The 20742-nt window shown below is 71.8% G+C and carries 26 protein-coding genes; 12 read left to right on the forward strand and 14 right to left on the reverse strand.

The annotated features are described in order from the left end of the window. The 5 genes from BMZ16_RS09955 to BMZ16_RS09975 all read left to right on the forward strand — a co-directional run. Positions 1–665 (forward strand): NAD-dependent epimerase/dehydratase family protein (locus BMZ16_RS09955; protein ID WP_143082790.1); only part of this gene is annotated, 665 nt, incomplete at its 5' end. A gap of 100 nt (positions 666–765) precedes the next feature. Then, positions 766–1146: a hypothetical protein gene (locus tag BMZ16_RS09960; RefSeq protein ID WP_089800087.1), complete on the forward strand. Its 381-nt coding sequence runs from the start codon at positions 766–768 to the stop codon at positions 1144–1146. A gap of 51 nt (positions 1147–1197) precedes the next feature. Further along, positions 1198–1467 (forward strand): hypothetical protein, encoded by a 270-nt coding sequence (locus BMZ16_RS09965; protein ID WP_089800088.1) that lies wholly within the window; start codon positions 1198–1200, stop codon positions 1465–1467. Continuing rightward, positions 1464–2426, forward strand: coding sequence for a CPBP family intramembrane glutamic endopeptidase (locus BMZ16_RS09970; RefSeq protein WP_089800089.1), 963 nt, complete (start codon positions 1464–1466; stop codon positions 2424–2426). The genes BMZ16_RS09965 and BMZ16_RS09970 overlap by 4 nt, the downstream gene beginning before the upstream one ends. Before the next feature lie 272 nt (positions 2427–2698). Then, positions 2699–3412, forward strand: a complete 714-nt coding sequence (locus tag BMZ16_RS09975; protein ID WP_089800090.1) for a histidine phosphatase family protein — start codon at positions 2699–2701, stop codon at positions 3410–3412. A 39-nt stretch (positions 3413–3451) separates the two neighbouring features. Here the strand turns inward: BMZ16_RS09975 and BMZ16_RS09980 are convergent, their stop codons facing one another. From BMZ16_RS09980 to BMZ16_RS09990, 4 genes are all read right to left on the reverse strand, one after another. Beyond that, positions 3452–4087: a fasciclin domain-containing protein gene (locus BMZ16_RS09980; protein ID WP_089800091.1), complete on the reverse strand. Its 636-nt coding sequence runs from the start codon at positions 4085–4087 to the stop codon at positions 3452–3454. A 150-nt stretch (positions 4088–4237) separates the two neighbouring features. After that, complete coding sequence (locus tag BMZ16_RS18950; protein WP_255366545.1) at positions 4238–4366, reverse strand: hypothetical protein; 129 nt, start codon at positions 4364–4366, stop codon at positions 4238–4240. A gap of 88 nt (positions 4367–4454) precedes the next feature. Then, entirely contained in the window at positions 4455–4868 is a 414-nt protein-coding gene (locus BMZ16_RS09985; protein WP_089800092.1) for a RidA family protein, read from the reverse strand. Between the two features lie 263 nt (positions 4869–5131). Further along, positions 5132–5776 carry an alpha/beta fold hydrolase gene (locus tag BMZ16_RS09990; protein WP_255366546.1) on the reverse strand — a complete coding sequence of 215 codons (645 nt, stop codon included), beginning with the start codon at positions 5774–5776 and terminating at the stop codon, positions 5132–5134. Positions 5777–6193: 417 nt separating this feature from the next. On the opposite strand from BMZ16_RS09990, the gene BMZ16_RS09995 reads away from it, so the two are divergent. Both BMZ16_RS09995 and BMZ16_RS10000 read left to right on the forward strand, forming a co-directional pair. After that, complete coding sequence (locus BMZ16_RS09995; protein WP_089800984.1) at positions 6194–6460, forward strand: ribbon-helix-helix domain-containing protein; 267 nt, start codon at positions 6194–6196, stop codon at positions 6458–6460. A gap of 78 nt (positions 6461–6538) precedes the next feature. Next, the gene (locus tag BMZ16_RS10000; RefSeq protein ID WP_255366547.1) at positions 6539–6709 is read left to right on the forward strand and encodes a toxin-antitoxin system toxin subunit; all 171 of its coding nucleotides are present in this window, start codon (positions 6539–6541) and stop codon (positions 6707–6709) included. An 88-nt stretch (positions 6710–6797) separates the two neighbouring features. Here the strand turns inward: BMZ16_RS10000 and BMZ16_RS10005 are convergent, their stop codons facing one another. From BMZ16_RS10005 to BMZ16_RS10025, 5 genes are all read right to left on the reverse strand, one after another. After that, positions 6798–7043, reverse strand: coding sequence for a hypothetical protein (locus BMZ16_RS10005; RefSeq protein WP_089800094.1), 246 nt, complete (start codon positions 7041–7043; stop codon positions 6798–6800). A 25-nt stretch (positions 7044–7068) separates the two neighbouring features. After that, a complete protein-coding gene (locus BMZ16_RS10010; protein ID WP_089800096.1) occupies positions 7069–7953 on the reverse strand; it encodes an alpha/beta fold hydrolase in 885 nt (294 codons plus the stop codon). A 76-nt stretch (positions 7954–8029) separates the two neighbouring features. After that, positions 8030–8890 (reverse strand): alpha/beta fold hydrolase, encoded by an 861-nt coding sequence (locus tag BMZ16_RS10015; protein ID WP_089800098.1) that lies wholly within the window; start codon positions 8888–8890, stop codon positions 8030–8032. An 87-nt stretch (positions 8891–8977) separates the two neighbouring features. Next, positions 8978–9529 (reverse strand): putative glycolipid-binding domain-containing protein, encoded by a 552-nt coding sequence (locus tag BMZ16_RS10020; RefSeq protein ID WP_089800101.1) that lies wholly within the window; start codon positions 9527–9529, stop codon positions 8978–8980. Between the two features lie 115 nt (positions 9530–9644). Beyond that, complete coding sequence (locus BMZ16_RS10025) at positions 9645–10829, reverse strand: RICIN domain-containing protein (RefSeq protein ID WP_255366548.1); 1185 nt, start codon at positions 10827–10829, stop codon at positions 9645–9647. A gap of 259 nt (positions 10830–11088) precedes the next feature. Here BMZ16_RS10025 and BMZ16_RS10030 point away from each other — a divergent pair, with 259 nt between their 5' ends. Genes BMZ16_RS10030 through BMZ16_RS10040 form a run of 3 tightly spaced genes read left to right on the forward strand, consistent with a single transcriptional unit; the run spans position 11089 to position 13785 of the window. After that, the gene (locus tag BMZ16_RS10030; protein WP_089800106.1) at positions 11089–12228 is read left to right on the forward strand and encodes a 3-oxoacyl-[acyl-carrier-protein] synthase III C-terminal domain-containing protein; all 1140 of its coding nucleotides are present in this window, start codon (positions 11089–11091) and stop codon (positions 12226–12228) included. Beyond that, complete coding sequence (locus BMZ16_RS10035; RefSeq protein ID WP_089800108.1) at positions 12225–12932, forward strand: iron-containing redox enzyme family protein; 708 nt, start codon at positions 12225–12227, stop codon at positions 12930–12932. The genes BMZ16_RS10030 and BMZ16_RS10035 overlap by 4 nt, the downstream gene beginning before the upstream one ends. Position 12933: 1 nt before the next feature. Beyond that, positions 12934–13785, forward strand: a complete 852-nt coding sequence (locus BMZ16_RS10040) for a DUF6999 family protein (protein ID WP_089800110.1) — start codon at positions 12934–12936, stop codon at positions 13783–13785. Positions 13786–14205: 420 nt separating this feature from the next. On the opposite strand, the gene BMZ16_RS10045 is transcribed toward BMZ16_RS10040, so the two are convergent. Next, a complete protein-coding gene (locus tag BMZ16_RS10045) occupies positions 14206–14427 on the reverse strand; it encodes a hypothetical protein (RefSeq protein WP_089800112.1) in 222 nt (73 codons plus the stop codon). Positions 14428–14438: 11 nt separating this feature from the next. Next, positions 14439–15419, reverse strand: a complete 981-nt coding sequence (locus BMZ16_RS10050) for a DUF2599 domain-containing protein (protein WP_143082791.1) — start codon at positions 15417–15419, stop codon at positions 14439–14441. A gap of 159 nt (positions 15420–15578) precedes the next feature. Between BMZ16_RS10050 and BMZ16_RS10055 the strand changes: the two genes are divergently transcribed. Next, on the forward strand, positions 15579–16262 hold the full coding sequence (locus tag BMZ16_RS10055; protein ID WP_089800116.1) for an MOSC domain-containing protein: 684 nt from the start codon (positions 15579–15581) through the stop codon (positions 16260–16262). Between the two features lie 38 nt (positions 16263–16300). Here BMZ16_RS10055 and BMZ16_RS10060 read toward each other — a convergent pair whose 3' ends face one another. Both BMZ16_RS10060 and BMZ16_RS19740 read right to left on the reverse strand, forming a co-directional pair. Beyond that, positions 16301–16738, reverse strand: a complete 438-nt coding sequence (locus BMZ16_RS10060; protein WP_255366550.1) for a GH25 family lysozyme — start codon at positions 16736–16738, stop codon at positions 16301–16303. A 7-nt stretch (positions 16739–16745) separates the two neighbouring features. Continuing rightward, positions 16746–16886, reverse strand: a complete 141-nt coding sequence (locus tag BMZ16_RS19740; RefSeq protein WP_255366551.1) for a hypothetical protein — start codon at positions 16884–16886, stop codon at positions 16746–16748. A 374-nt stretch (positions 16887–17260) separates the two neighbouring features. On the opposite strand from BMZ16_RS19740, the gene BMZ16_RS10065 reads away from it, so the two are divergent. Continuing rightward, on the forward strand, positions 17261–18946 hold the full coding sequence (locus BMZ16_RS10065; protein ID WP_255366552.1) for a cellulose binding domain-containing protein: 1686 nt from the start codon (positions 17261–17263) through the stop codon (positions 18944–18946). Positions 18947–19146: 200 nt separating this feature from the next. Here BMZ16_RS10065 and BMZ16_RS10070 read toward each other — a convergent pair whose 3' ends face one another. Then, a complete protein-coding gene (locus BMZ16_RS10070; protein ID WP_089800120.1) occupies positions 19147–20625 on the reverse strand; it encodes an NAD(P)-binding protein in 1479 nt (492 codons plus the stop codon). Positions 20626–20742: the final 117 nt, after the last annotated feature.

Raw genomic sequence — 20742 nt, forward strand, 5'->3', positions numbered from 1 at the left:
TGCCGGTCGTCGAGTCGACGCCGCTGCGCAACCCGTTCTGGGAGTACTCCCGCAACAAGATCGCGTGCGAGGACCTGCTCGTGAGCGCGTACCGCGACACGGGCCTGCCGATGACGATCGTGCGCCCGTCGCACACCTACGACGCGACGCTCGTGCCGATGGACGGCGGCTGGACGGTGGTCGACCGGATGCGCCGCGGCCTGGAGGTCGTCGTGCCCGGGGACGGGACGTCGCGGTGGACGATCACGCACAGCGCCGACGTCGCGGTCGGGCTGGTCGGGCTGCTGGGGCGCGAGGAGGCGATCGGCGAGGCGTTCCACATCACCGGCGACGAGGCCCCCTCGTGGGACCAGATCTTCCGCGCGATGGCCCGGGCCGCCGGGGTCGACGAGCCGCGCCTGGTGCACGTCGCGTCCGAGGCGATCGCCGCCGCCGACCCCGAGCTCGGTGCCGGGATCCTCGGGGACAAGGCGCACACGATGATCTTCGACAACTCGAAGATCCGGCGGCTGGTCCCGCAGTTCTCGCCCCGCATCCCGTTCGCGGCCGGCGCCCGCGAGATCGTCGCGTGGCACGACGCGGACCCCGCGCGTCGCGTGGTCGACACGCAGTTCGACGCCCTCACGGAGCGTTTGCTGGAGGCGTACCGGCCCCGGCCGCTGTGACGGGTCAGCCGCTGGGCTGATCGTCACATGTCGTCCTTTCCCGGCGCGGGCGCACGGTCGATGGTGGGGGCGACCGGTGCACCGCGACGGGGGAGGTGCCGTGCTGACGTTCGATCTCATCCGTGCGTCCGTCCACCCGGACGGGCCGATCGAGGATCACGGTGGCGGCGACGGCCCGATCCCTCGGACCGGCCGCGGCAACCTGCGCGTCGCGTACCTCGACGCGCTCGACCTCCTCGAGGGCGGCGTCGACGCCCTCGCGGCGGACGTGGCGGCGGAGGACGCGGTCCAGGCGGCTTTCCAGCGCGACCTCGCTCTGGACCCGAACGGCGAGCGGTGGTCATCGAGCTTCGCCGAGCCGCTCGCGTTCGCCGGTGGGGCCCGCCAGGTCGTGCGTCAGCTCGAGATCTGCAGCGCCGCCGTCGCGGAGTCGGCCGCCCGGACGCCCGCCGACGTCCCGCGCTTCGTCTGCGGGCTGTAGCCCGATCCTGTCCCCGCCGCGCGGTCGTTCGCCGCCGGGGACGGTGTCGTCGTGCTCGTGAACACCGGGCTGCCGGCCGCGCTGAGGATCCTCGTGCAGACGGCCGCCGCCAGCATCCGCACGCTCATGGGGCTGCCCGACCGGTGGGTGGACGGTGACCTCCCGCTCGGCCACCAGGCCCTGATCGGGACCGTGGTCCAGGCACCTGCGTCGTTGGATGCAACCGCCCACGTTCCACCGTCCGCCCGGCGCGGCCCGGGGTGTCCGATTCCTACCGTCGAGTCATCGCACAGCGGCTTCGACGAGAGGGCACCCCGATGAGCACCGTCACGCACCAGGTACCTGCACCGGCCCGACGCGGAGGGGTGCTCGACATCGTCCGGCGCCGCCCGCTCACGGCGTTCGTCGTCCTGGCGCTCGCCGCCAGCTGGCTCGCGTGGATCCCGCTGATCCTGTCGCCCTACGGCCTGGGGATCTGGGACGTCGCCATCCCCGGCGGCGTCGGCGGCTACCAGCTCTTCCTCATGCTGCCCGGCGCCTACCTCGGGCCCATCGGCGCCGCGCTGTTCGTCACCGCCGTCACCGGCGGCCGAGCCGGCGTGCGGGCGTGGGTGAGGCGGCTGTTCAAGTTCAAGGTCAACTGGCGCTGGTACGCCGGGATCCTGCTGGGCACCCCCGCGGCCGTCCTGCTGTCGTCGTACCTCTTCTCGGGCGGCGACGTCCAGGCCCCGCCGATGGAGAACCTGATCCAGTACCTGCCCGTGCTCGTCATGCAGATGGTGACGACCGGCCTCGCCGAGGAGCCGGGCTGGCGCGACTTCGCCCTGCCCCGCGCCCAGCGCCTCGTCGGGCCGCTGCGGGCGGCCGCCGGCATCGGTGTCCTGTGGGGCGTGTGGCACCTCCCGCTGTACCTGACCATGTGGGGCGACGCGCCGACCTTCCACCTGCTGCGCGCCGTGGGGTTCATCGCCTTCTGCGTCACGTTCAACGTCGTCATGACCTGGGTGTTCAACCGGACGGGCCAGAGCCTGCCGATGGCGATGCTGCTGCACGTGGGCATCAACACGACCGTCGGCCTCTTCGTCGCGTCGATGTTCCCCGTGGTCGGGGCGAGCTACGACCTGACGAACCAGGCGCTGCTGCTGATGGCGACCGTGGGCGCGGTCATCACGATCGTCGCGACCCGCGGGCGGCTGGGCTACCGGCCCGATCCGGTCGACGAGGCCGTGACCGGCGCCCCGGGGACCACCCGTCCCCTGGTCGGGGCGCGTGCCGTCTGACGCACCTGACCGAGCATCCCGCGCACCGCGGACCGCCGGGCGACCTCCGTCGCCCGGCGGTTCGCTGCGTCCCGGGGCCCTCACCGCGAGGCTCGTACGGTGTCGACGGGGCGCTGTCCCACCGGGAGGCCCGGATCGTCGGCCCGGCCCGCTCGCGGGGGAGACGTCAACGGGCTGACCTGTGGGGACAGGGGGTGGAAGGCCGTGCGACGACGCGCTGTGCGGTGGGCAACCGCGGTCGGCACCCTACGGCCCGGCGGTGACAATGCCGCATGCGTCTCCTGCTGCTGCGGCACGGCCAGACCCCGTCGAACGTGCGAGGGCTCGTCGACACCGGCATCCCGGGCCCGCGGCTCACCGCGCTGGGCGAGCGTCAGGCCGCTGCGGTGCCGGCGGCGCTGGAGGGCCGTCGCATCGACGCGATCGCGGTCTCGACCCTGCTGCGCACGGCGCTCACCGCGGCTCCGCTCGCGGATCGCCTGAACCTCGCGCCGACGACCTACGACGGGCTGCGGGAGGTGGAGGCCGGCGACCTGGAGATGTCCGGCGGGCACGAGGCGCACCAGGCCTACCTCTCGACGGTGTTCGCCTGGGCGCGCGGCGACACGCACCGGCGCATGCCGGGCGGGCCCGACGGCGCGACGTTCCTGGCACGGTTCGACGACGCCGTCGCGCAGGTCGTCTCCGCCGGCGGGAGCACCGCGGTCGTGGTCTCGCACGGAGCCGCCATCCGGTGCTGGGTGGCCGCCCGCGTCGCAGGTCTCGCCGTCGACGACGTCGAGCGGACGCCGCTGGACAACACCGGCGCGATCGAGGTCGACGGCGACCCGACCAGCGGATGGCGGCTGATCGCGTGGTCGCCCGACCCTCTGGGCGGCCCGGCGCTGCGCGACGACGAGGGTGCCGATCCGACGGGCGAGCCGCTCGACGGCTCGGTCGGTGCGGCTCCCAGGTCTGGTCGCGAGGGTCGACCGGCGGCGCGGTGACGGCGCCCGCCCGGTCGGTACCGGGCGGGCGCCGGTGGGTCACAGGTCGAGCGGGCGCAGCACGAACGAGATCCCGTGCGCGATCTGCGCGTTGCCGGCGTTGATGTCGAGCTGGCTGCGCACCAGCAGCGGGTTCAGGTCGTTGCGGTCGGCGTCGCGCAGCACGACGATCGGGATCCGCTTGGACAGGACGTCGACCGTGAAGGTGCCGCCCTGGGCGGTGGTCAGCGCGGCCCCGTCGGACGCCAGTGCGGTGGCGGAGTCGATCGTGGCGCCGGGCACGACGTGGTAGAGCAGCACCTGCTCGATCGCGTCGATCCCCACGGCCTGTGCGAGGGCCCCGAACACCTTCTCCTCCGAGCCGTACCAGCGGTGCGTCAGGTCGTGCGCGAGGACCTGGAACGCGCGGTCGTTCGGGAGGAACGCGGTGAGCGGGACCGTGCCGTCCGCGAGCACGGCGACCGGGCTGTCGGGCTTGGCGGCGAGCACGGCGGCCACCGCGTTGTCGACGATGTCGTAGTCGTACCAGCTGCGGTCGAACCCTGCACCGTCGGCGGCGAGCACCGAGGCGAGGCTCGTGGTGCCGGCGGCGGACGCGGCGGGTGCGAGCCCGACGACCGCGCCACCGGCGAGGGCGGTGGCGGCCAGGGACGCTGCGAGACGACGGATCCTCATGGAAGGACTCCTTGCGGGCGGTCGGGCGGCACGCGGTACGCACCGCAGGCGTCGTCGTCGACGCCCTGCCCCCTCTTCCCCTCCAGGAGCGTTCTCGGATGCACCCGACGTCGTCCGGTCCTCGGCGGCGCGCTCGTGGCGGGGTGCCGATCAGGGCAGGTGTTCGCTCAGCACCCGGTCGAGCGCCGCGCGTCCCGCAGGCCCCCACGTGGGCTTCCCGCCGGGCAGGCCGCGGCGCCCGTTCTGGCCCATCAGCATGAGGAAGAGGCTGTGCGGCACCGTGACTCGCACAGCGGCAGGCCGGCCAGGTCGGGGTGCTGGTCCCGCAGCAGGTCGCGGACGCGGTCCGCGGTGATCTCGGTGAGGGTCACGCGGAGCCCGGACGACGGAGCGCGACGGCCTCGACCTCGACGAGCTGGTCGTCGTAGCCGAGGACGGTGACTCCGAGCAGCGTGCTGGGCGGCTCGTGGGCGCCGAACGCCGCGTGGACGACGTCCCAGGCGGCCACCAGGTCCGACTGCCGGGTCGAGGCGACGTAGACGGTCGTCTTGACGACGTCCGTCAGCTGCGCGCCGGCGGCACGCAGGGCGGTCTCGAGGTTGGCCATCACCTGGCGGGCCTGGCCGGCGACGTCGCCGACGGCGACCGTCCTGCCGTCGGCGTCGAGCGGGCAGGCGCCGGCGGTGAAGACGAGGTCACCGACCACCGCGGCGTAGGCGTAGGGCGCCTTCGCCGTCAGTCGCTCGGTTCGGATCAAGGTGATCTCGGGCTCGGGAGGCATGCGGCCATGATCCAGTCCCGCACCGGGAGCGGGCCACCCTCCTGTCGCGTCCGAGCCGTCCGGGCCGACGGAGGGCAGGTGTGCCGTGCCGCGCTCGTGCGCACGAGCGACGACGTCGCGGAGGCCTGTCTCCACGAGGACCTGCGCTGGGCGCGACGCTCGATCCTGACCAGGGTGGAGGACCTGTCGGGGTACGCGACGCCGGGCACGGGTGGGTCCCGAGTGCTCGAGCCACGGTGGTGCGCCGCTGGTCCTGGGCGTGCTCACCGATCCACGAACGCGTCGATCGCCCGACAGGTGAGCTCCGTCTCCACGTCGCCCCCGTGGCCTTCCGGCTCCACGACGTGCAGCTCGCTGCCCGGCCACGCCTGGTGCAGCTTCCACGCGGTGACGACCGGACTGCTGATGTCCCGACGCCCGTGGACGAGCACGCCCGGGATCCCCTCGAGCGCGTCCGCGCGTGCCAGGACGCTCGCGTCGCTGGGGAGGAAGCAGTCGTGTGCCCAGTAGTGCGTGACCAGGGTGGCGAAGTTCGCCCGCTCGCGAGGGTCGTCGTGCAGGGGCCCGGGTTCCCAGCTGGGGTCGAGCGAGATGTGGGTCGACTCCCAGGCGTCCCACGCGTCCGCTGCCGCGGACCGCACGGCGGGGTCCGGATCACGCGGCCGTCGCGCGTAGTCCTCGACGACGCGCTCACCTGTCGGCGTCGCCCCCGCGAACTGCTGCCACGCCTCGGGGAAGACCCTGCCGACGCCGTCGGTGATCCAGTCGATCTCCTCGCGGCTCCCGGTCGTCACCGCCGTGAGCACGAGCGCGGTGACGCGGTCCGGATGCGTCAGCGCGTATGCGAGCGCGAGCGTCGAGCCCCACGACGAGGTAGCGCTGGGGGTCGAACCGGCGACGGTAGCCACCGCCACGCAGTCCGCTGCCGGGCCCGCCGTGCAGGTAGAGGGCGGGACGGCCCAGGGGGTTGCCCGACGTCTCCCAGTACAGACGGGCACCCCCCGGCCGGCGGATCCACCCGGAGTCGAACGGCGCGAGGGGAGGGTGCACCCGCACACGCTAGGGGCGCGTGAGTCCGTGTGCGAGGGAGGTCGGCGTCCTCAGCGGCAGGTCGGGAGGCCACGTCGACGTCGGTTCCGTAGCTCGAGCAGCGTGCAGGCGTTGAGGAGGCAGCGCCCGGCACTGCGAGACGCGCCCCGCGCGAGACCGGGCTTGGCGTCATCTTCGGGTGGCATTCGGCAGCCGAGCCCGGTCTCGTGCAGCGCTCGTCCCACGTCGTGGGACCGTGTCCTTGTCGGCTCAGTGGTTTCGTATACGATATGCGCATGACTGCTCGCGGCGAGATCCACGGCACGCCGGTCGACGACGCCCAGATCCAAGCATGGGCCGACGAAGCCGAAGCCGGGTACGACCCCGCCGCACTGCGACGCCGCGGACGGCCCACCGCTGGTGAAGGCCCCGGTGTCGTGGTCACCGTCCGGCTCGACGGCCCCACGCTCGCCGCGCTGACGCGGCGCGCGGAGGCTGAAGGGCTGCCGAACCGGACCGAGGCCATCCGGGCCGCCGTGCGTGCCTGGGCGCACGTCGCGTGACATCCACCCCTCGGCACGCAAGCACTGCTCCCGCGACCGCCTGACGGACGATCACCTCGGGACGCCGCCGAGGCGCCCGTGTACCGCCGGCCGCTCGACGACGAGGACGACCCGCGACGCTGGTTGCTTCTCGGCTTCGACAGCGCCGGTCGGCTGCTCGAGCTCGTGATCCTGCAGTTCGACTCAGGGGACGAACTCATCATCCACGCGATGAAGGCGCGCGAGCAGTACCACTCCTCGCTGTCCTGACGACCTTCATCGGCGCTCATGGACCCTGCCCACCGGGCGCGCTGGGCAGGTCCCATGAGCGCCGCTCGAGCCCCCGGTCGTGTCCCGATCAGCGCGCGTTCGGGTCGCTGCCCTGGAGACGGACGAGACCCAGCCCGTCGCCGGGGACGCACACGTAGACGACGAACGACCGGCCGGCCCTCTGCGCCTGCGCCCAGGTCAGCACGTCGACGACGTCGCCGCCGTGCGGCTCGTACTCGTCCGACGCGCCGTCGGCGTCGTGGAGGTACACCCGGTAGCGCGGCTGGTCCAGCTCCCAGGTCTGGTCGCGAGGGTCGACCGACCTGATGTCCACGCCGCCGATCCTGGCAGGACGGACCTCAGGCGCCGCCGAGGAAGTCGTCGACCACCTCGCGAAGGCGAGCACGGCTCACGCCGATCCAGAACAGGTGCGAGGGTGCCCCGAGGTCGACGAGGCTCGCGCGCGGGATCGTGGAGGCGAGGTCCTCGGCGTGCGCCCAGGCCACCCCTGCGTCATGGCGCGAGCCGGTGACCAGCGTCCGGCACGCCACGCGCTGCTGCGCCGCGCGCCGGGTCGGTCCCTGGTCGGCGCCGGCGTGGGCGAGGTCGACGACGAACCCACGTCCGGAGCCCATCGTGGCGAAGAGGTCCCGCATCTGCGCCCGGTCCGCCTCCGTGACCTGCGGGAGCCACGTGGCCAGGGGCACCGTCGACAGCGGTGCCAGCATCATGCGCAGGCCGACCTCGGGCGCCCGGCGCAGCAGCGTCCTGGTGGCGCCCCACACGTGCCGTTCAATCCTCGGGTGGAACATGACCGGTCCGAGCAGCCGCTGCAGCGCGACGTCCGGGTACGGCAGCGTCGACGGGGCGGCCGAGTGCAGGCTCAGCGAGCGCGCCCGAGCGGGCCGCTGCACGGCGTACTGCACGGCCTGCTGCCCGCCGAACGACGTGCCCACCACCGCCGTGAACCGATCCACCCCGAGCGCAGCACGCACCTCGTCGATCTGCGGTGCGAAGTCGGCGGGGGAGAGCGGCCCCACGTCGGTGCCCCCGTACCCCGGGCGTGACACCGCGACGACGCGGTGACCGAGCTCGACGTACACCCGACAGGCAGGAGCAGCCGCTGCGGACTCGTGCCCCCCGTGGAGGTACAGGACCGTGTCACCCGGCGCATCGGCGTCGGCGCGCACCACGACCTCGACGACGCCCGCCGACGTCCGCACCACACGACGCTCGGTGTCCACACGTTCTCCTTCTCCGCCCGGCCACCGGAGGCGGCATCCCGGGTCGTCCCCTGTGCTCCCAGCATGGCGGTGGACGTCAGCGGGTCCGCGCCGGACGCGGCTGGGCCGGCTCCCCGAGGAACGCGAGGATCACCTCGGCGAGCCGTTCGGGCTGGTCCTCGGGGACGAGGGTCGAGGAGTCGGCGATCTCGACCAGCCGTCCGGCGGGGTAGAGGGCCGCGAGGCCGGGTCCGTGGGCGCGCGGCATCAGCGGGTCGTCCTGCGCCCACACCACCAGGACGGGACCCGTGAAGTCGGCGAGCCGCTCGGACCAGGCCAGGAGCGTCGCGCGGTCCGGTGCCGAGGACGCGAACGCCGCGAAGTCGCGCCGGATCGCCCGGGACCTCCTCGCGGGCGCGATCCAGTCGTCGAACACCTCGTCCGGGATGCCGCGCAGGCTCATGGCGCCGTAGGCGCGTCGGCTGCGCCGGAACCAGCGGGTGCGCATCAGCTGCACGACCAGCCAGATCCCGCCCGGCACCCGGGCGGCCGCCGCCAGGGCCTTGGCCGGTGCGGGCGGGAAGTTGTCGAACGCCTCGCACGCCACCAGCACCATCCGCCCGACGCGTTGCGCGCGGCCCTCGGAGACCAGGAACTGCCCACCACCCCAGTCGTTGAGCACGAGCGTCACGTCCGTGAGGTCCAGCCGCTCGAGGAGCTCGCCGAGCAGCAGCGCCACGCCGCGGTGCGTCAGGTCCGCGCCCGGGCGCATCGGCTGGCGGTGGCCGCCGAGCGGGAGGGTCGGCAGGATGCACCGGCACCCGGTGAGCAGCGGCACGACCTTGCGCCACTGCGTCTCGTTCATGGGCACGCCGTGCGCGAGGACGAGCACGGGTCCGTCGCCGCCCGTGTCCTCGTAGTCGATGGGCCCCGCGCTCAGCTCGATGTGATGGCGCATGGTTCACGCTGACACGTCCCGGTGCGGGCCGTCGACCGTCACCGGGCGACCGTCATGAGCGTCACGAGGCGACCGTCGTGGTCAGCGTCAGGCGAACCGCGCGGCGATGCCCGGGTAGTCGAGCACGAGCCCGTACGCGTCGTACGTGAGGACGGCCTCGAACCCGCCCTCCGAGCGGTAGGCGAAGCGGTCGTCGTCCAGCCGTCGGTAGGACTGGTCGAGCCGACGGACGGTCAGGTCGGCCGCCTGCACGTACACGGCGGGAGTGGCGACCTCCTTCCCGACGGGCAGCGTCAACCGGTGGACCGGCAACGTGTTCGTGCAGGCGGACGCCTCGAGGTCGACGTCGAGCAGCCCGTCCAGACGGGGTGCCGGTCGGCCGTCGACGGTCCATCTGCCCTGGCCGTCGGAGAGGAGCTCGGTGATGCGCAGCCCGCCCACGGTGTCGGACGAGACTCGGACCGACCGGGTCCTCCAGCCGGCGTCGAGCGTGATCTCGTACGCGACGGCGTGCGCCCGGCCGTCCTCGACGGCGGACGTGTGCCCGCGCAACCTGCCGGGTTCGAGGTAGACCACCTCGAACCCGTCGACCGCGTCGACGAACCGCCAGGCCGCGAACGGCGGGAACGCCCTGTACACCTCTCCAGGGAACCAGCCGGGCGGGCGGCCGCCCAGGCTCGCCGACCGTGACCGGCGCGGCACCGGTCGGCGTCAGCGAGGCGCCGCACCAGGTGATCGCGGTGACACCGCGGACTCAGCCCACCCTGACCAGCTGCCACTGCTGGTTCGAGCCGTTCCAGTCGCTGTACTGGACGATGTTCCCGCCGTCGCTGGTGGAGGCGCCCTGCACCTCGACCGCCTTGCCGCTGTTCCGGGCGATCAGCTGGACGTACCCGTCGATCGTCTGGATGCTGAACTGCTGGTTGGCGCCGTTGTTGTCGCTCCACTGCTGGATCGCCGCACCGTCGGCGGTGGACCTCGCGGCCACGTCGAGGACCTTGCCCGACAGTCGCGACTTCACCTTGTAGTAGCCGTTGCCCGTGCTGACGAACTGCCACTGCTGCTGGTTGCCGCCGTTGCGGGACCACTGGGTGATGCGCGCGCCGTCCGCGGTGGACAGGTTGTACACGTCGATGGCCTTGCCGCTGTTGCGGTTGACGAGCGTGTACCAGGCCGAGGTGTCCACCGGGCCGGAGCTCCCGGGGTTGCCGGGGGTCGGGCTCGGGGTCGGGTCGGCACCGCCGCCCGCCGGGTTGCCGATGCTCCCCGGCACGGCGCGCAGGGCGGCGTACCAGACGGCCGCCATCTTGTCGTAGCCGTTCGCGTTGGGGTGCACGCCGTCGGGGAGGTCGGAGAGGCTGACCGCCCGGTTCATGTCGACGAGGTGCACGCGCTTGCCAGCGTTGGCCCTGCTCGACACGATGCCGGGGATGGCGGAGTTGTAGGACTGCACCTGCGAGTTCGCGTACGAGACCGGGATGAGGGTCGCGACGAAGACGTCGGTCTGCGGGGAGGTGCTGGTGATCTTGTCGATGACCCCCGCGAGCCGGTTCGGTGCGTTCGCCAGGTCGCGGTTCTGGCTGATGTCGTTGGTGCCGATGTGCAGCAGCACGGTGCGCGGCTGGTACGTGCGCACCCAGTTGACGACGTTGGCGTCGATCTGGTCGATCCGCCAGCCCGAGTGCCCCTCGTGGTCGTGGTCCCAGAGACTGGCCGGCCCGTTGAAACCGGACCCGACGAAGTCCGTGGTGTAGCCGCCCTGCGCCAGGCGCTGCCACAGCCCGACGCGGTAGCCACCGCCGCCGGTCATGCCGATGCCTTCGGTGATCGAGTCGCCCAGGGGCATCACGCGGGTGCCCCCGTTGCTCTCGGCGGAGGCGGGCGCGGACTGTGCCACGACACCTCCGGCCAGTGCGACGCCGAGCGTGACGGCGAGCATCAGCCTTCGGGCGGTCCGGAGCATGTCGTCTGCCTCCTGGGATCGAGAGCGCGGCGTGGTCCACATCGTTGTGAACGTTCACGCGCCGAGGTCGGGGGTCAGCCTGGCACGGGGCCGGGGCGACGGCGACGGCACAAACGATTAGGTGGGGTGCCTGACGCCTGAAGCCCGTCGCGGACGCGCCGCGCGCCACCGACGCCCTGACTCGTCACCCGGGTAGCGGGCCCCCGGGGCGGCGCGTCGGACCTAGGCTCCGGCCATGACGACCGCGCGCGCGTACCTCACGGGCTTCGGTCGCTACCTTCCCGGCCCCCCGGTCGACAACGACGGCATGGCGGCGCGGCTCGGCGGTGACGACGCCGTCACCGCACGCATCCGGGGCAGCATCCTGGCGTCCAACGGCATCAGGCAGCGGCACTACGCCCTCGACGAGCACGGTGAACCCACCGAGCTCAACGAGGAGCTCGCGGTCAAGGCGCTCACCGCGGCGCTCGACGACCGCGGCATCCGACCGACGGACCTGAGGATGCTCGCGACCGCGACGACGATGGGCGACGTGCTCGTGCCCGGGTTCGCCGGCATGGTGCACGGCCGGCTCGGCGGCGGGCCGATGCAGCTGCTGTCCGCGTCGGGCGTCTGCGCCTCGAGCATGGCGGCGCTCGACGCGGTGGTCAGCAAGGTCCGGCTCGGCGACCACCCGCGCGGGGCGGTCGTGGCCTCCGAGCTGCCGAGCCGCAGCCTGCGGCAGCGTCGGTACGAGGGGTTCCGCGCCGGCATGGACGCGCACTTCCTGCGGTGGATGCTCTCCGACGGGGCGGGGGCCGTCGTCGTCGAGTTCCAGCCGCACCCCACGAGGCTCTCGTTGCGGGTCGACTGGATCCGGCAGGTGTCGCTCGCCCACGCCCACGCCGTGTGCATGCGCGCCGGCATGAGCGGTGACGAGACCCACGTCGGCGGCACCTGGCAGGACGTCGCCCTCGCGGACGCGCAGGCCGGGGGCATGTTCGTCCTGCGGCAGGACGTCGGCATGCTCGACGACCTCGCCGAGGCCGGGATCGCGCAGTTCGAGGAGCTCGTGGACATCGGGCTGGTCGACGTCCGCCACCTCGACCACGTCATCTGCCACTACAGCACCAACGTCTTCCGGGACGTCGCGTTCGACGCGCTGCGTCGGCGCATCCCCTCCCTCGACACCGACCGGTGGTTCTCCAACCTCGAGACCCGCGGCAACACCGGGTCGGCCAGCATCTTCATCGCCCTCGAGGAGGCGTGGCGCACGGGCCGGTTCGAACCCGGGGAGACCATCCTGCTCGCCGTGCCGGAGTCCGGCCGCTTCTCGTTCGCCTTCGCCCAGCTCACCGTCGTCGCCCCGCCCCGTCCGCAAGGAGCATCGTCATGACCAGTGCCACCTCGACCGTCCCGTCGACGGCCGGCGGGACGGACGCCGCGGGCGCCTCGCTCCTCGAGCGCCTCGGCGAGGTCTGGCTCGAGCTCGAGGACCACCTGGCGAAGGTGCCCGTGCTGCAGCGCCTCGACGACGGCACCGTCACGCTCGAGGACTACCTGCGGCTGCTGTTCAACCTGCGCCAGCAGGTCATCGACGGCTCGCTGTGGATCGCGCGTGCGGCGTCCAACTTCGACATCGACCACTTCGAGCTGCGGGCGGCGGCGATCAAGCACGCCGAGGAGGAGCACCGGGACCACTTCCTGCTCGAGGCCGACTACGTCGCGCTCGGCGGGTCGCGCCAGGAGCTGCGGGCCGGGCGCAAGAACGTCGGGTCGGAGGCCCTCTCGGGCTACCTCTTCACCTACGCCAGCAGGCCGAACCCCGCGGGTCTGCTCGGTGCGATGTTCGTCATCGAGGGCCTCGGCGCCCGCCGCGCGGCGCAGTGGGCGGCCCGGTTCCAGGAGGTGCTCGGCCTCGCCGACAACCAGGTCCACTTCATGACGTACCACCAGGAGGCGGACGGCGCGCACACCGGTGACATGGAGGCGATCCTGACGTCGGGCCTGATCGACGACGCGACCGCAGACGAGATCGTGCGGTGCGCCCAGGTCGTCGCACGGCTCTACGCGCTGCAGCTCGAAGAGCTGGATCGCTGACGTGGCGGAGTTCGTCCGCTCCGACCCGAGCATGTGGGAGGCGATCTTCGCCGACCCCTCGGTCCCGCTCGACCGGGCGGTGGTCCGGCAGATCATCGACGACCAGCGACGTCCGTCCCGACGCTGGCTGTACCCGCTCGCGATGGTGCTCTCGCGGGTGCTCGTCACGATCATCCGCGTGCTGAAGCGCGTCCTCCCCTTCCGGTGGATGCCGCTGGGGACGATGGACTTCCTCTGCGTCTGGTTCCTGCGGCGGTGCGTGTCACCCGACGCCGTGGACCTGCTGCTGCGCCACTTCGTCATCGAGACGAACCTGGTGAACTTCATCATCCGCAACACCCCGGTGGGCATCGAGCCCGTCACGCTGCGTCCCGAGTCGTTGTCCGAGCTGGGCGACCAGGCCGTCGTCGAGCACGACGTCAACGTGTACGACGTGCTCATCGCGCTGGACGTCGTGCCGCTCGTCGCCCGTGACCCGCTCGACTTCCGTCAGCTGGACATCCCGCCGCTCGACGCCGAGCGGCATCGCCGGCGACTGGTCCGCCTCGACATCCAGACGGCGCTGTGCTTCATGAACATCCCGTTCTCGCTGGCGCTCAGCTCGGAGGAGTACCGCCGAGCGGTGCACTCGATGCGGTTCGACGACTCCTTCCTCGAGATCCTCGCCGTCATCACCGGCGACGACACCTTCCGGCACTGGAAGCTCGCCGGCATGAGCCTGTGGATGGACTCGAACGTCGACGTGCCGCGCATGGTGTACCGCCATGCTCTCGTCTGCGAGTACGCGCACGCGCAGCTGGTGAAGCTCGCCGGCGGCCAGTACCCGCGGGACACGGCGGTGGAGTTCGACTGATCCGACCGGAGCTTCAGTGACGGGCTCGTCGGATCTCGGCGACGCACTGCGCCACGACCGTCTCGACCTCGAACCCGCCCGGGGCGCTTCCCTCCCACAGGGCGTCCGGGCCCGGCTTCGACTCGGTCGCCCGCCACGCCCGCCGTCCTGGGACGCGCGTGGCGCTACGCGACCCCTACCCACCACGGCGCAGGAGAGGTGAGATCGTTCGGGACCGCCGCGACCGTGAAACCGTCCGCCCGAGCTCGGAACCTGCACCGGGGCGGGCATCAACACCAGGGAGGCCCTGTGGCGGACGTTCGGATGATCGTCGTCGCAGCCGGCACCGGCGCTGAAGAGCGATCGCGACCCGGCGCCGATGAGGGATCTCAGCGGCGCCGGATCGGATGTGTCGAGCTCGACGGGGGTACGGAGGTCAGGTCAGGCCGTGCCCGCAGCGGCACGACGGATCGCGGCCACGCCGCCCAGCACGATCGAGACGACACCGAGGCCGCCCAGGACGAGCTGGAGGGGACTGGGCGAGTAGGGCAGGTCGAGGGTCTCTTCCGCCGCACTGAAACCGAAGTAGAAGAGCGAACCCGCGGTCAGTAGCAGGGCGGCTCCGAGGAGAGTGAGGGCCAACGGGATATGACGAGCGGACATGTCGACAGCTCCTAGTTGCAGCCTGAGGCGATGAAGCCCAGATAGCCCTTGTCAGCGCGGTTCGTCTCCAGGTTCCATGTGGACTTGAACGGGGCGCCCGCGACGTGGCAGATGTACTGGTTCCGCGCGGAAGACCCGAGCCGGTTGCGGTACGTGCTCGACGTCTGCTTGGCGCGCAGCTCGTCGAAGCCGGGGTTCCCCGCAATCGGGGCTCCGGCGACGTTGCCCGGGTAGACGGCTCTGGCCCAGGCGGTGGGCGTCACGAGGATGCGCGTGCTGGTCTCCCAACGGTAGGACGACACCATCGCCACCCCCAGGAACGGGTCAGCGACGACAGGATAGGTCGTCTCCGAAGCGAGGTGCTCGACCACCTGGGTGAAGGAGGTCCCTTCGATCTCGAAGCGCGTGGGCACGGGCGCCCCGGTCGCGTCGTAGGCCCACGGCGGTGCCACACCGCCGACGAGCGCGCCTGCCGCTGTGAGGACGACGATGGCGCCGCTGGCCTCCTGCTGAAGTCGCGACCCGACCGGAACGTCGAGCTCGTACCTGTACCTCTCGGGAGCGGTCGCGTCGTGGACGATCGTCAGGATCTGCACGGATGCGTCGTCCTTCACGATGGGGACTGTCGTAGAACCGTCGTTGTTGTCGAACGCGACGACGCCGTCCGTTACCGTCTGCGCGGCGTCGGCCGTCTCGCCCGACGGAAGGCCTACCGCCAGAGTCGGGCCCGACGCGTGGCTGAGCACGACGTCGCGGGCGGCGTCCTGGGGCACCGAGGCGCTGCCGTGCCGGCCCACGTGCGCGGCCGCAACGCCAGGGCGGGCACGTGTCGATGCGACGTCGCTCAGCGCAGCCTCGACCGCCGGAACGTCGAGGGCGTCGGTGAGTATGTCGAGGACGGGGTCGGGGGTGGCCGCGTGCGCGGCGGAGGCTGGGGCGGCGATCACGGCGAGCATCACTGCGTACGCGAAGCAGCGCATGGTTCGGGGCATCGAAGTTCCTTGTGTCGGGGGAGGGTGCCAGCCGACCGTAGCGGCCCGTTTGGCACGATACGCACCAGTTCATCCGGTTTTCCCTCGTGTGTGCGACCGCTTCCGCCGGACGGGTGATGCCGGGCTCGCGGCTCTGTCCCGCCCGCTGTCCGGGCACGTGTGCCGCACCCCTCCCTGCGCCGCTACCCGGTCAAGTCGATGGGTGGAGAGGCGCTGGCCTCAGCCGAGCTGGACCATCGCGGGTTCCACGGGGACCGCTGGTACGCCGTCGTGGACGGCGACGGCAGGTTCGCGTCGGTCAAGGACACCCGCCGGTTCCGCCGGCGGGACGCCGTGGTGCGCTACACGGCGTCGACGACGGCGGACGGCCAGGTCGAGGTTCGCTCGGACGACACGAGCTGGCTCGTGGGCGACCCGCTGCTCGACCGGCACCTCACCACCGCCATGGGGAGCGATCAGCGCATCCTGCCCGAGGCTGCCGTCTCGCACCAGGACGCCGGTGCCGTCTCCCTCGTCGGCACCGCGACGATCGCATGGTGCGCGGCCCGGTGGGGCGGCAGCGACGACCCTCGGCGGCTGCGCGTCAACATCGTCGTGGAGACGCAGACGCCGTTCGTCGAGGAGACGTGGGTCGGCCACCAGATCGCCCTCGGGTCCGCCGCGCTGACGGTCGTGGAGCGGATCCCACGGTGCCGCATGATCGATGTCGAGCAGGACGGGACCAGCCCGCGTGCCCCATGGCTCCGGTCGCTCGGCTCCGAGCGAGATCTGTACCTCGCGGTCTACGCCGACGTCAGCCGACCGGGTGTGATCACCCTCGGCGACGAGATCTCTGTGCTCTGAGCCGAGGACGGGCCGCAACATCCACCGGACAGGGTGCGTCAGGCGGCCTCAGCCCAGTGCGGGCGCCGCGGTGCTGTGACCTGCGATGGGACTCGCTCGATGCCCAGCAGGTCGGCGGCCGGACATGCTGACGCGACGCGGACGGGCTCGATGCGAACCCTCAGCAGCGGCTGTAGGAACTCATCCGAGTGGCTCCACGAGATCTGCGGTCGGGCATGCCAGGTGGGTCCGTACGCGCTGGAGGTCGCGTAGACGACCGGCTCGACGCCGTGGTCGCGCAGGGTCTCGATGAGCGCGGTCAGCTCCGGGCGGACCTGGGAGGAGTCCGGGGGGTCGGCGTGGAACGTCCCGTAGTACTCGACGTCGATGGCGAGAGGCAGCAGGTCCTCGTCGTCCGGCACCGTCGCGAGCACGTGCTCCGCCTGCGCCCTGCCGCTGCTCTCGAAGCTGAAGAAGTGGTACGCACCGACCAGCAATCCGGCCTCACGCGCCCCGCGCAGGTTCGCCGATCGACGCGGCGCGGCGCAGTGGCTGCTCGGCCAGGTCGGGCAGATGCTCGGTGAGCGGGGCGCGCACGAGGTCGGCGTCGACCGCGAGCTCGTCGTCATGCATCCGCGTCGTCACCGCGCGACGGTGGCACGGCGGCGCGTGGCGTCGCCACGGGATGAGCCGGCCGCTCTGTCCGCACGCGATCGAGATGGATGCGCCTGGGCGGCCCCGCAGCACCTAATCGTTTGGGCGATCGCGTGCCTCTCGAGGCCCGTGCGAGAGTTCGCGGTGCCGGACTGTGATCGTTCACAACTGGCTTTGGACAGGACGGATCCCGCCTCGACACAGTCACGCAGACCGGCGGATCCGGGTCTTGTCTGCCGACTGTCAGCGGGGACGGTCGCGCGCACATCGGACGACCAACGACGATGGGACGGATCATGCGGAGATCTCCAAGATCGCGCCGGACATGGGCGGTCACTCTGGCGGCGGCGACGCTGATCACGGGTGTGACGGTCGCCGAGGCGCCCGTGGCGTCCGCCGCGAGCGGCTGCCGGGTGGACTACGCCGTCGCCTCGCAGTGGAACAGCGGGTTCACGGCCGGCGTCAAGGTCACCAACCTCGGTGACGCGGTCAGCAGCTGGCTGCTCACCTGGACCTTCCCCGCAGGTCAGGCCGTGAGCCAGGCCTGGAGCGCCGACGTCACCCAGAGCGGCGCCGCCGTCTCCGCACGGAACGCCTCGTACAACGGGTCGCTCGGTACCGGGGCGTCGGCGGAGTTCGGCTTCAACGGGACGTACGGCGGCGCCAACCCGGTGCCCACCTCCTTCGCGCTCAACGGCACCACCTGCACGGGGTCGGCCAGCGGCACCCCCACGCCGACACCGACGCCGACGGTGGCACCGACCCCCACGCCGTCGGTCACCCGGACGCCGACGCCGACGCCGACCCCGCCGGCGGGCGGACCCGCGGACATCACGGTGAACACGGGCACGAAGTACCAGACGATCGACGGCTTCGGTGCCGCCGTGTCGATCTGGGGCGGCGCGTGGTCGACCGCGGACACGCAGACGCTCGTCGGGATGGGCGACAACCAGCTCGGCCTGTCGATCGTCCGCACCGGGATCTCGCCGGTGTCGAGCGAGTGGGGCACGCAGGTCAGCGCGCTGCGGACGGCGAAGGCGTACGGCTCGGAGGTCAAGATCCTCGCCTCGCCGTGGACGGGGCCGGCCGCGTGGAAGTCGAACAACAGCCGGGTCAACGGCGGCACCCTGCTGACCTCGCGCTACGGCGACTACGCCAACCACCTCAACAGCTACGTGCAGTACATGAAGGGCCAGGGCGTGACGATCGACGTCACGTCCGTCCAGAACGAGCCCGACTGGCACCCCGACTACGACTCGATGGCGTGGACGGGCGACGCCCTCCGCAACTTCGTGCGCGACCACGGCACGAAGATCAAGGACACGAAGCTGATGGTCGCCGAGTCGCTGGGCACGAACCGGGCCTACACCGACCCCACGCTCAACGACGCGACCGCCCGCAACAACATCGGGTACATCGGCGGTCACATCTACGGCCAGGAGAACGGGCCGAACCTCTCCCGGTACCCGCTCGCCGCCCAGTACGGCAAGAACCAGTGGATGACCGAGTGGAACTACCACCAGGCCGACGGCAACGGGTCGAACATCTGGGGCGACCCGTCGAACGCCGCCGTGTGGAACGAGACGCTCGACGTGATCATGCCGTCGGTCAACCGCACGATGGAGGCGAACTGGAGCGCGTACGTCTGGTGGTACGGACGGCGCTACTACTCCTTCATCGGTGACGGGGAGTCCGCGTTCGGGACGACGGGCGGAGCGGTCCTCAAGCGCGGCTGGGCGTTCTCGCAGTACTCCAAGTACGTCCGTCCGGGCGACCAGCGCATCGGCGTGACCGAGAGCTCGAAGGCGTCGCCGCTGGACATCACGGCCTACCAGGGCGACGGCGGCAAGATCACCCTGGTCATCCTCAACCGCTCGACCAGCGCGGTGAACGGCGCCGTCGTCCAGGCGCCGCAGGCGGTCGGGTCGGCGCTCCACACGATGACGTCGCAGTACTCCAGCCGGGCACCTCGGACCACGGCCGTCAACGGCAGCCAGGTGACGGTCGACGTCCCCGCGCGGAGCATCTCCACGGTCGTCCTCACGCTCTGAGCGCCTGAGCGGGTCCGGCGCGACTGCCGACGGGCGGTGCTCCACGTCGAGCGGGCGTGGAGCACCGTCGCCGTCCGGCCTACCGCAGGGCGCGCAGGTCGTCGAGGTCGCCGTCGAAGACGTTCATGTCGATGAACGACTCCTCGCCGTCGTACCCGTCGAGCCGGTCGCGGCCCCAGGGAAAGAGCGCAGTCGCCCTGTCAGCGGCGGATGCCCAGCACCTGGGTGTCGAGCTGGATGTTCATGCCGCACTTCTCGACCATCTGGTCCCAGACGTCCTCCCAGCCCTTCGCCCAGGCCGTGACGCCGCTCGTCGAGCCGAACGGCCACGCCATGTCCGGCGTGATCCAGACGAGGCCGTAGTACGCGGGGATCTTGTCGAGGTCGCCGTACCCCTGCACCTGGTACGCGTACACCAGGTAGCCCGTGAGGACGCCCATGTCGTGGGCGTCCAGGAACTGCTGGAAGGTCGTCGAGAAGATGCGGTACGGGTCGCGTGTCGGTCTCGAGGGCGGCATGACACCGTCGAGGCTGCGGAAGATCTCCGTGCGCAGCGCGAGGTAGATCCCGACGGCCACCACGAGCGCGGCGTAGGCGGCGTCGCGTCCCGCGTCGGTGCACGGCCACGTGAGTCCGAGGCGCTGGCACGCGACCATCAGCCCGTAGTCGCCGAAGGTCATGACCTCCTCGCGCATGTCCGGCGGGACGCGGGCGACGATGCCGCGCCCGGACCCGTGCGCGACGGGCACGCGGCAGTTCCCGGCGGTGAACTCGGCGAGCGCCTGCACCATGTCGTCGTACGCGGGGGACAGGTAGCAGGTGCCGAGCTCGGCGATCGTCGTCGCGTTCTGGTCGGGCACCTGCAGCGAGTGCGTCTTGCCGGCGTACCGGTTCGTCCGCTCCAGCAGCCTGACGTCCGTGAACCCCGCGCCGAGGAAGCGCTGCGCGACGAGCAGCCCGCTCACGCCGGCGCCGATGACGACGATCGGCTTGCTCTTGTCACCCTTCAGGAGCGCCGGCTTCGCGGCGAGCAGCATGTTGAGGTACGACCAGCAGTGCAGGACGGACTCGAAGCACGTCGACGCGTGGACGTACACCGTGTCGTTCTCGCCCTGGATGTCGAGCCACGCCCACGGGGCACCGTCCGCGAGGGCGGTCGCGGGGAACTGGTTGAAGTACGGCGTCAGCAGCGGGTTGACTGCCGGACGGAGCGCGCCGTTCTGGTCCTCGTCGACCTGCACGATCTCGTGGACGCCGGGCTCGAACGGCCACCACCACGGCGGGTCGTCCAGGAACCTGGTCCGCTGGGCGGCGAGGCCCGCGGGATCCGACGCGCCGCCGATCCCGACCATCTGGTACGTCGTGACGACGTTCGTCGCGGCACCGTTCGCGGCCGGCAGGCCCCACTGCTTCGCCGTCTCGTTGCGGTACCCCTGCACGAGGCCCGTCTGGGGCTCCACGAGGTCGGGGGCGAGGATGACGGTCCGGTCCTGCTCGCGACGCGGACGCACGCGCAGGCACGTCGTGTAGAACGTGAAGTTGCGCAGGGAGCCCAGCAGCCACCGCTCCTGGGGCGTGAAGCTCATGACCGGTCCGAGCGTGCGCGGGTCGCACGCGATCACGAGCAGCGCGGGGTCGACCGTGAGCTGCTTCCCGCCGGTCAGGTAGGTCACTTCCATCGTGTGCCTCCGCGCTCGTCCGTCACCTCCCAGAGTGGGGTCCGGGCGGAGGGGTGGACAGGGCCGCGGCGTGCGGCTGCCCGTTGGTGCGGAGCGTCCGCGGGCGGCGGCGCGTCA

This window comes from Cellulomonas sp. KH9 (assembly GCF_900114185.1).
In the GTDB taxonomy this organism is placed as follows: domain Bacteria; phylum Actinomycetota; class Actinomycetes; order Actinomycetales; family Cellulomonadaceae; genus Cellulomonas.

Coding starts and splice junctions, on each gene's coding strand:
- BMZ16_RS10045 (WP_089800112.1), bottom strand. CDS start 14,427: ATGTCCGCTCGTCATATCCCGTTGGCCCTCACTCTCCTCGGAGCCGCC.
- BMZ16_RS10070 (WP_089800120.1), bottom strand. CDS start 20,625: ATGGAAGTGACCTACCTGACCGGCGGGAAGCAGCTCACGGTCGACCCC.
- BMZ16_RS10025 (WP_255366548.1), bottom strand. CDS start 10,829: ATGCTCGCCGTCACGCTCGGCGTCGCACTGGCCGGAGGTGTCGTGGCA.
- BMZ16_RS10035 (WP_089800108.1), top strand. CDS start 12,225: ATGACCAGTGCCACCTCGACCGTCCCGTCGACGGCCGGCGGGACGGAC.
- BMZ16_RS09985 (WP_089800092.1), bottom strand. CDS start 4,868: ATGCCTCCCGAGCCCGAGATCACCTTGATCCGAACCGAGCGACTGACG.
- BMZ16_RS09975 (WP_089800090.1), top strand. CDS start 2,699: ATGCGTCTCCTGCTGCTGCGGCACGGCCAGACCCCGTCGAACGTGCGA.
- BMZ16_RS09980 (WP_089800091.1), bottom strand. CDS start 4,087: ATGAGGATCCGTCGTCTCGCAGCGTCCCTGGCCGCCACCGCCCTCGCC.
- BMZ16_RS10015 (WP_089800098.1), bottom strand. CDS start 8,890: ATGCGCCATCACATCGAGCTGAGCGCGGGGCCCATCGACTACGAGGAC.
- BMZ16_RS09970 (WP_089800089.1), top strand. CDS start 1,464: ATGAGCACCGTCACGCACCAGGTACCTGCACCGGCCCGACGCGGAGGG.
- BMZ16_RS10030 (WP_089800106.1), top strand. CDS start 11,089: ATGACGACCGCGCGCGCGTACCTCACGGGCTTCGGTCGCTACCTTCCC.
- BMZ16_RS10050 (WP_143082791.1), bottom strand. CDS start 15,419: ATGCCCCGAACCATGCGCTGCTTCGCGTACGCAGTGATGCTCGCCGTG.
- BMZ16_RS09995 (WP_089800984.1), top strand. CDS start 6,194: ATGACTGCTCGCGGCGAGATCCACGGCACGCCGGTCGACGACGCCCAG.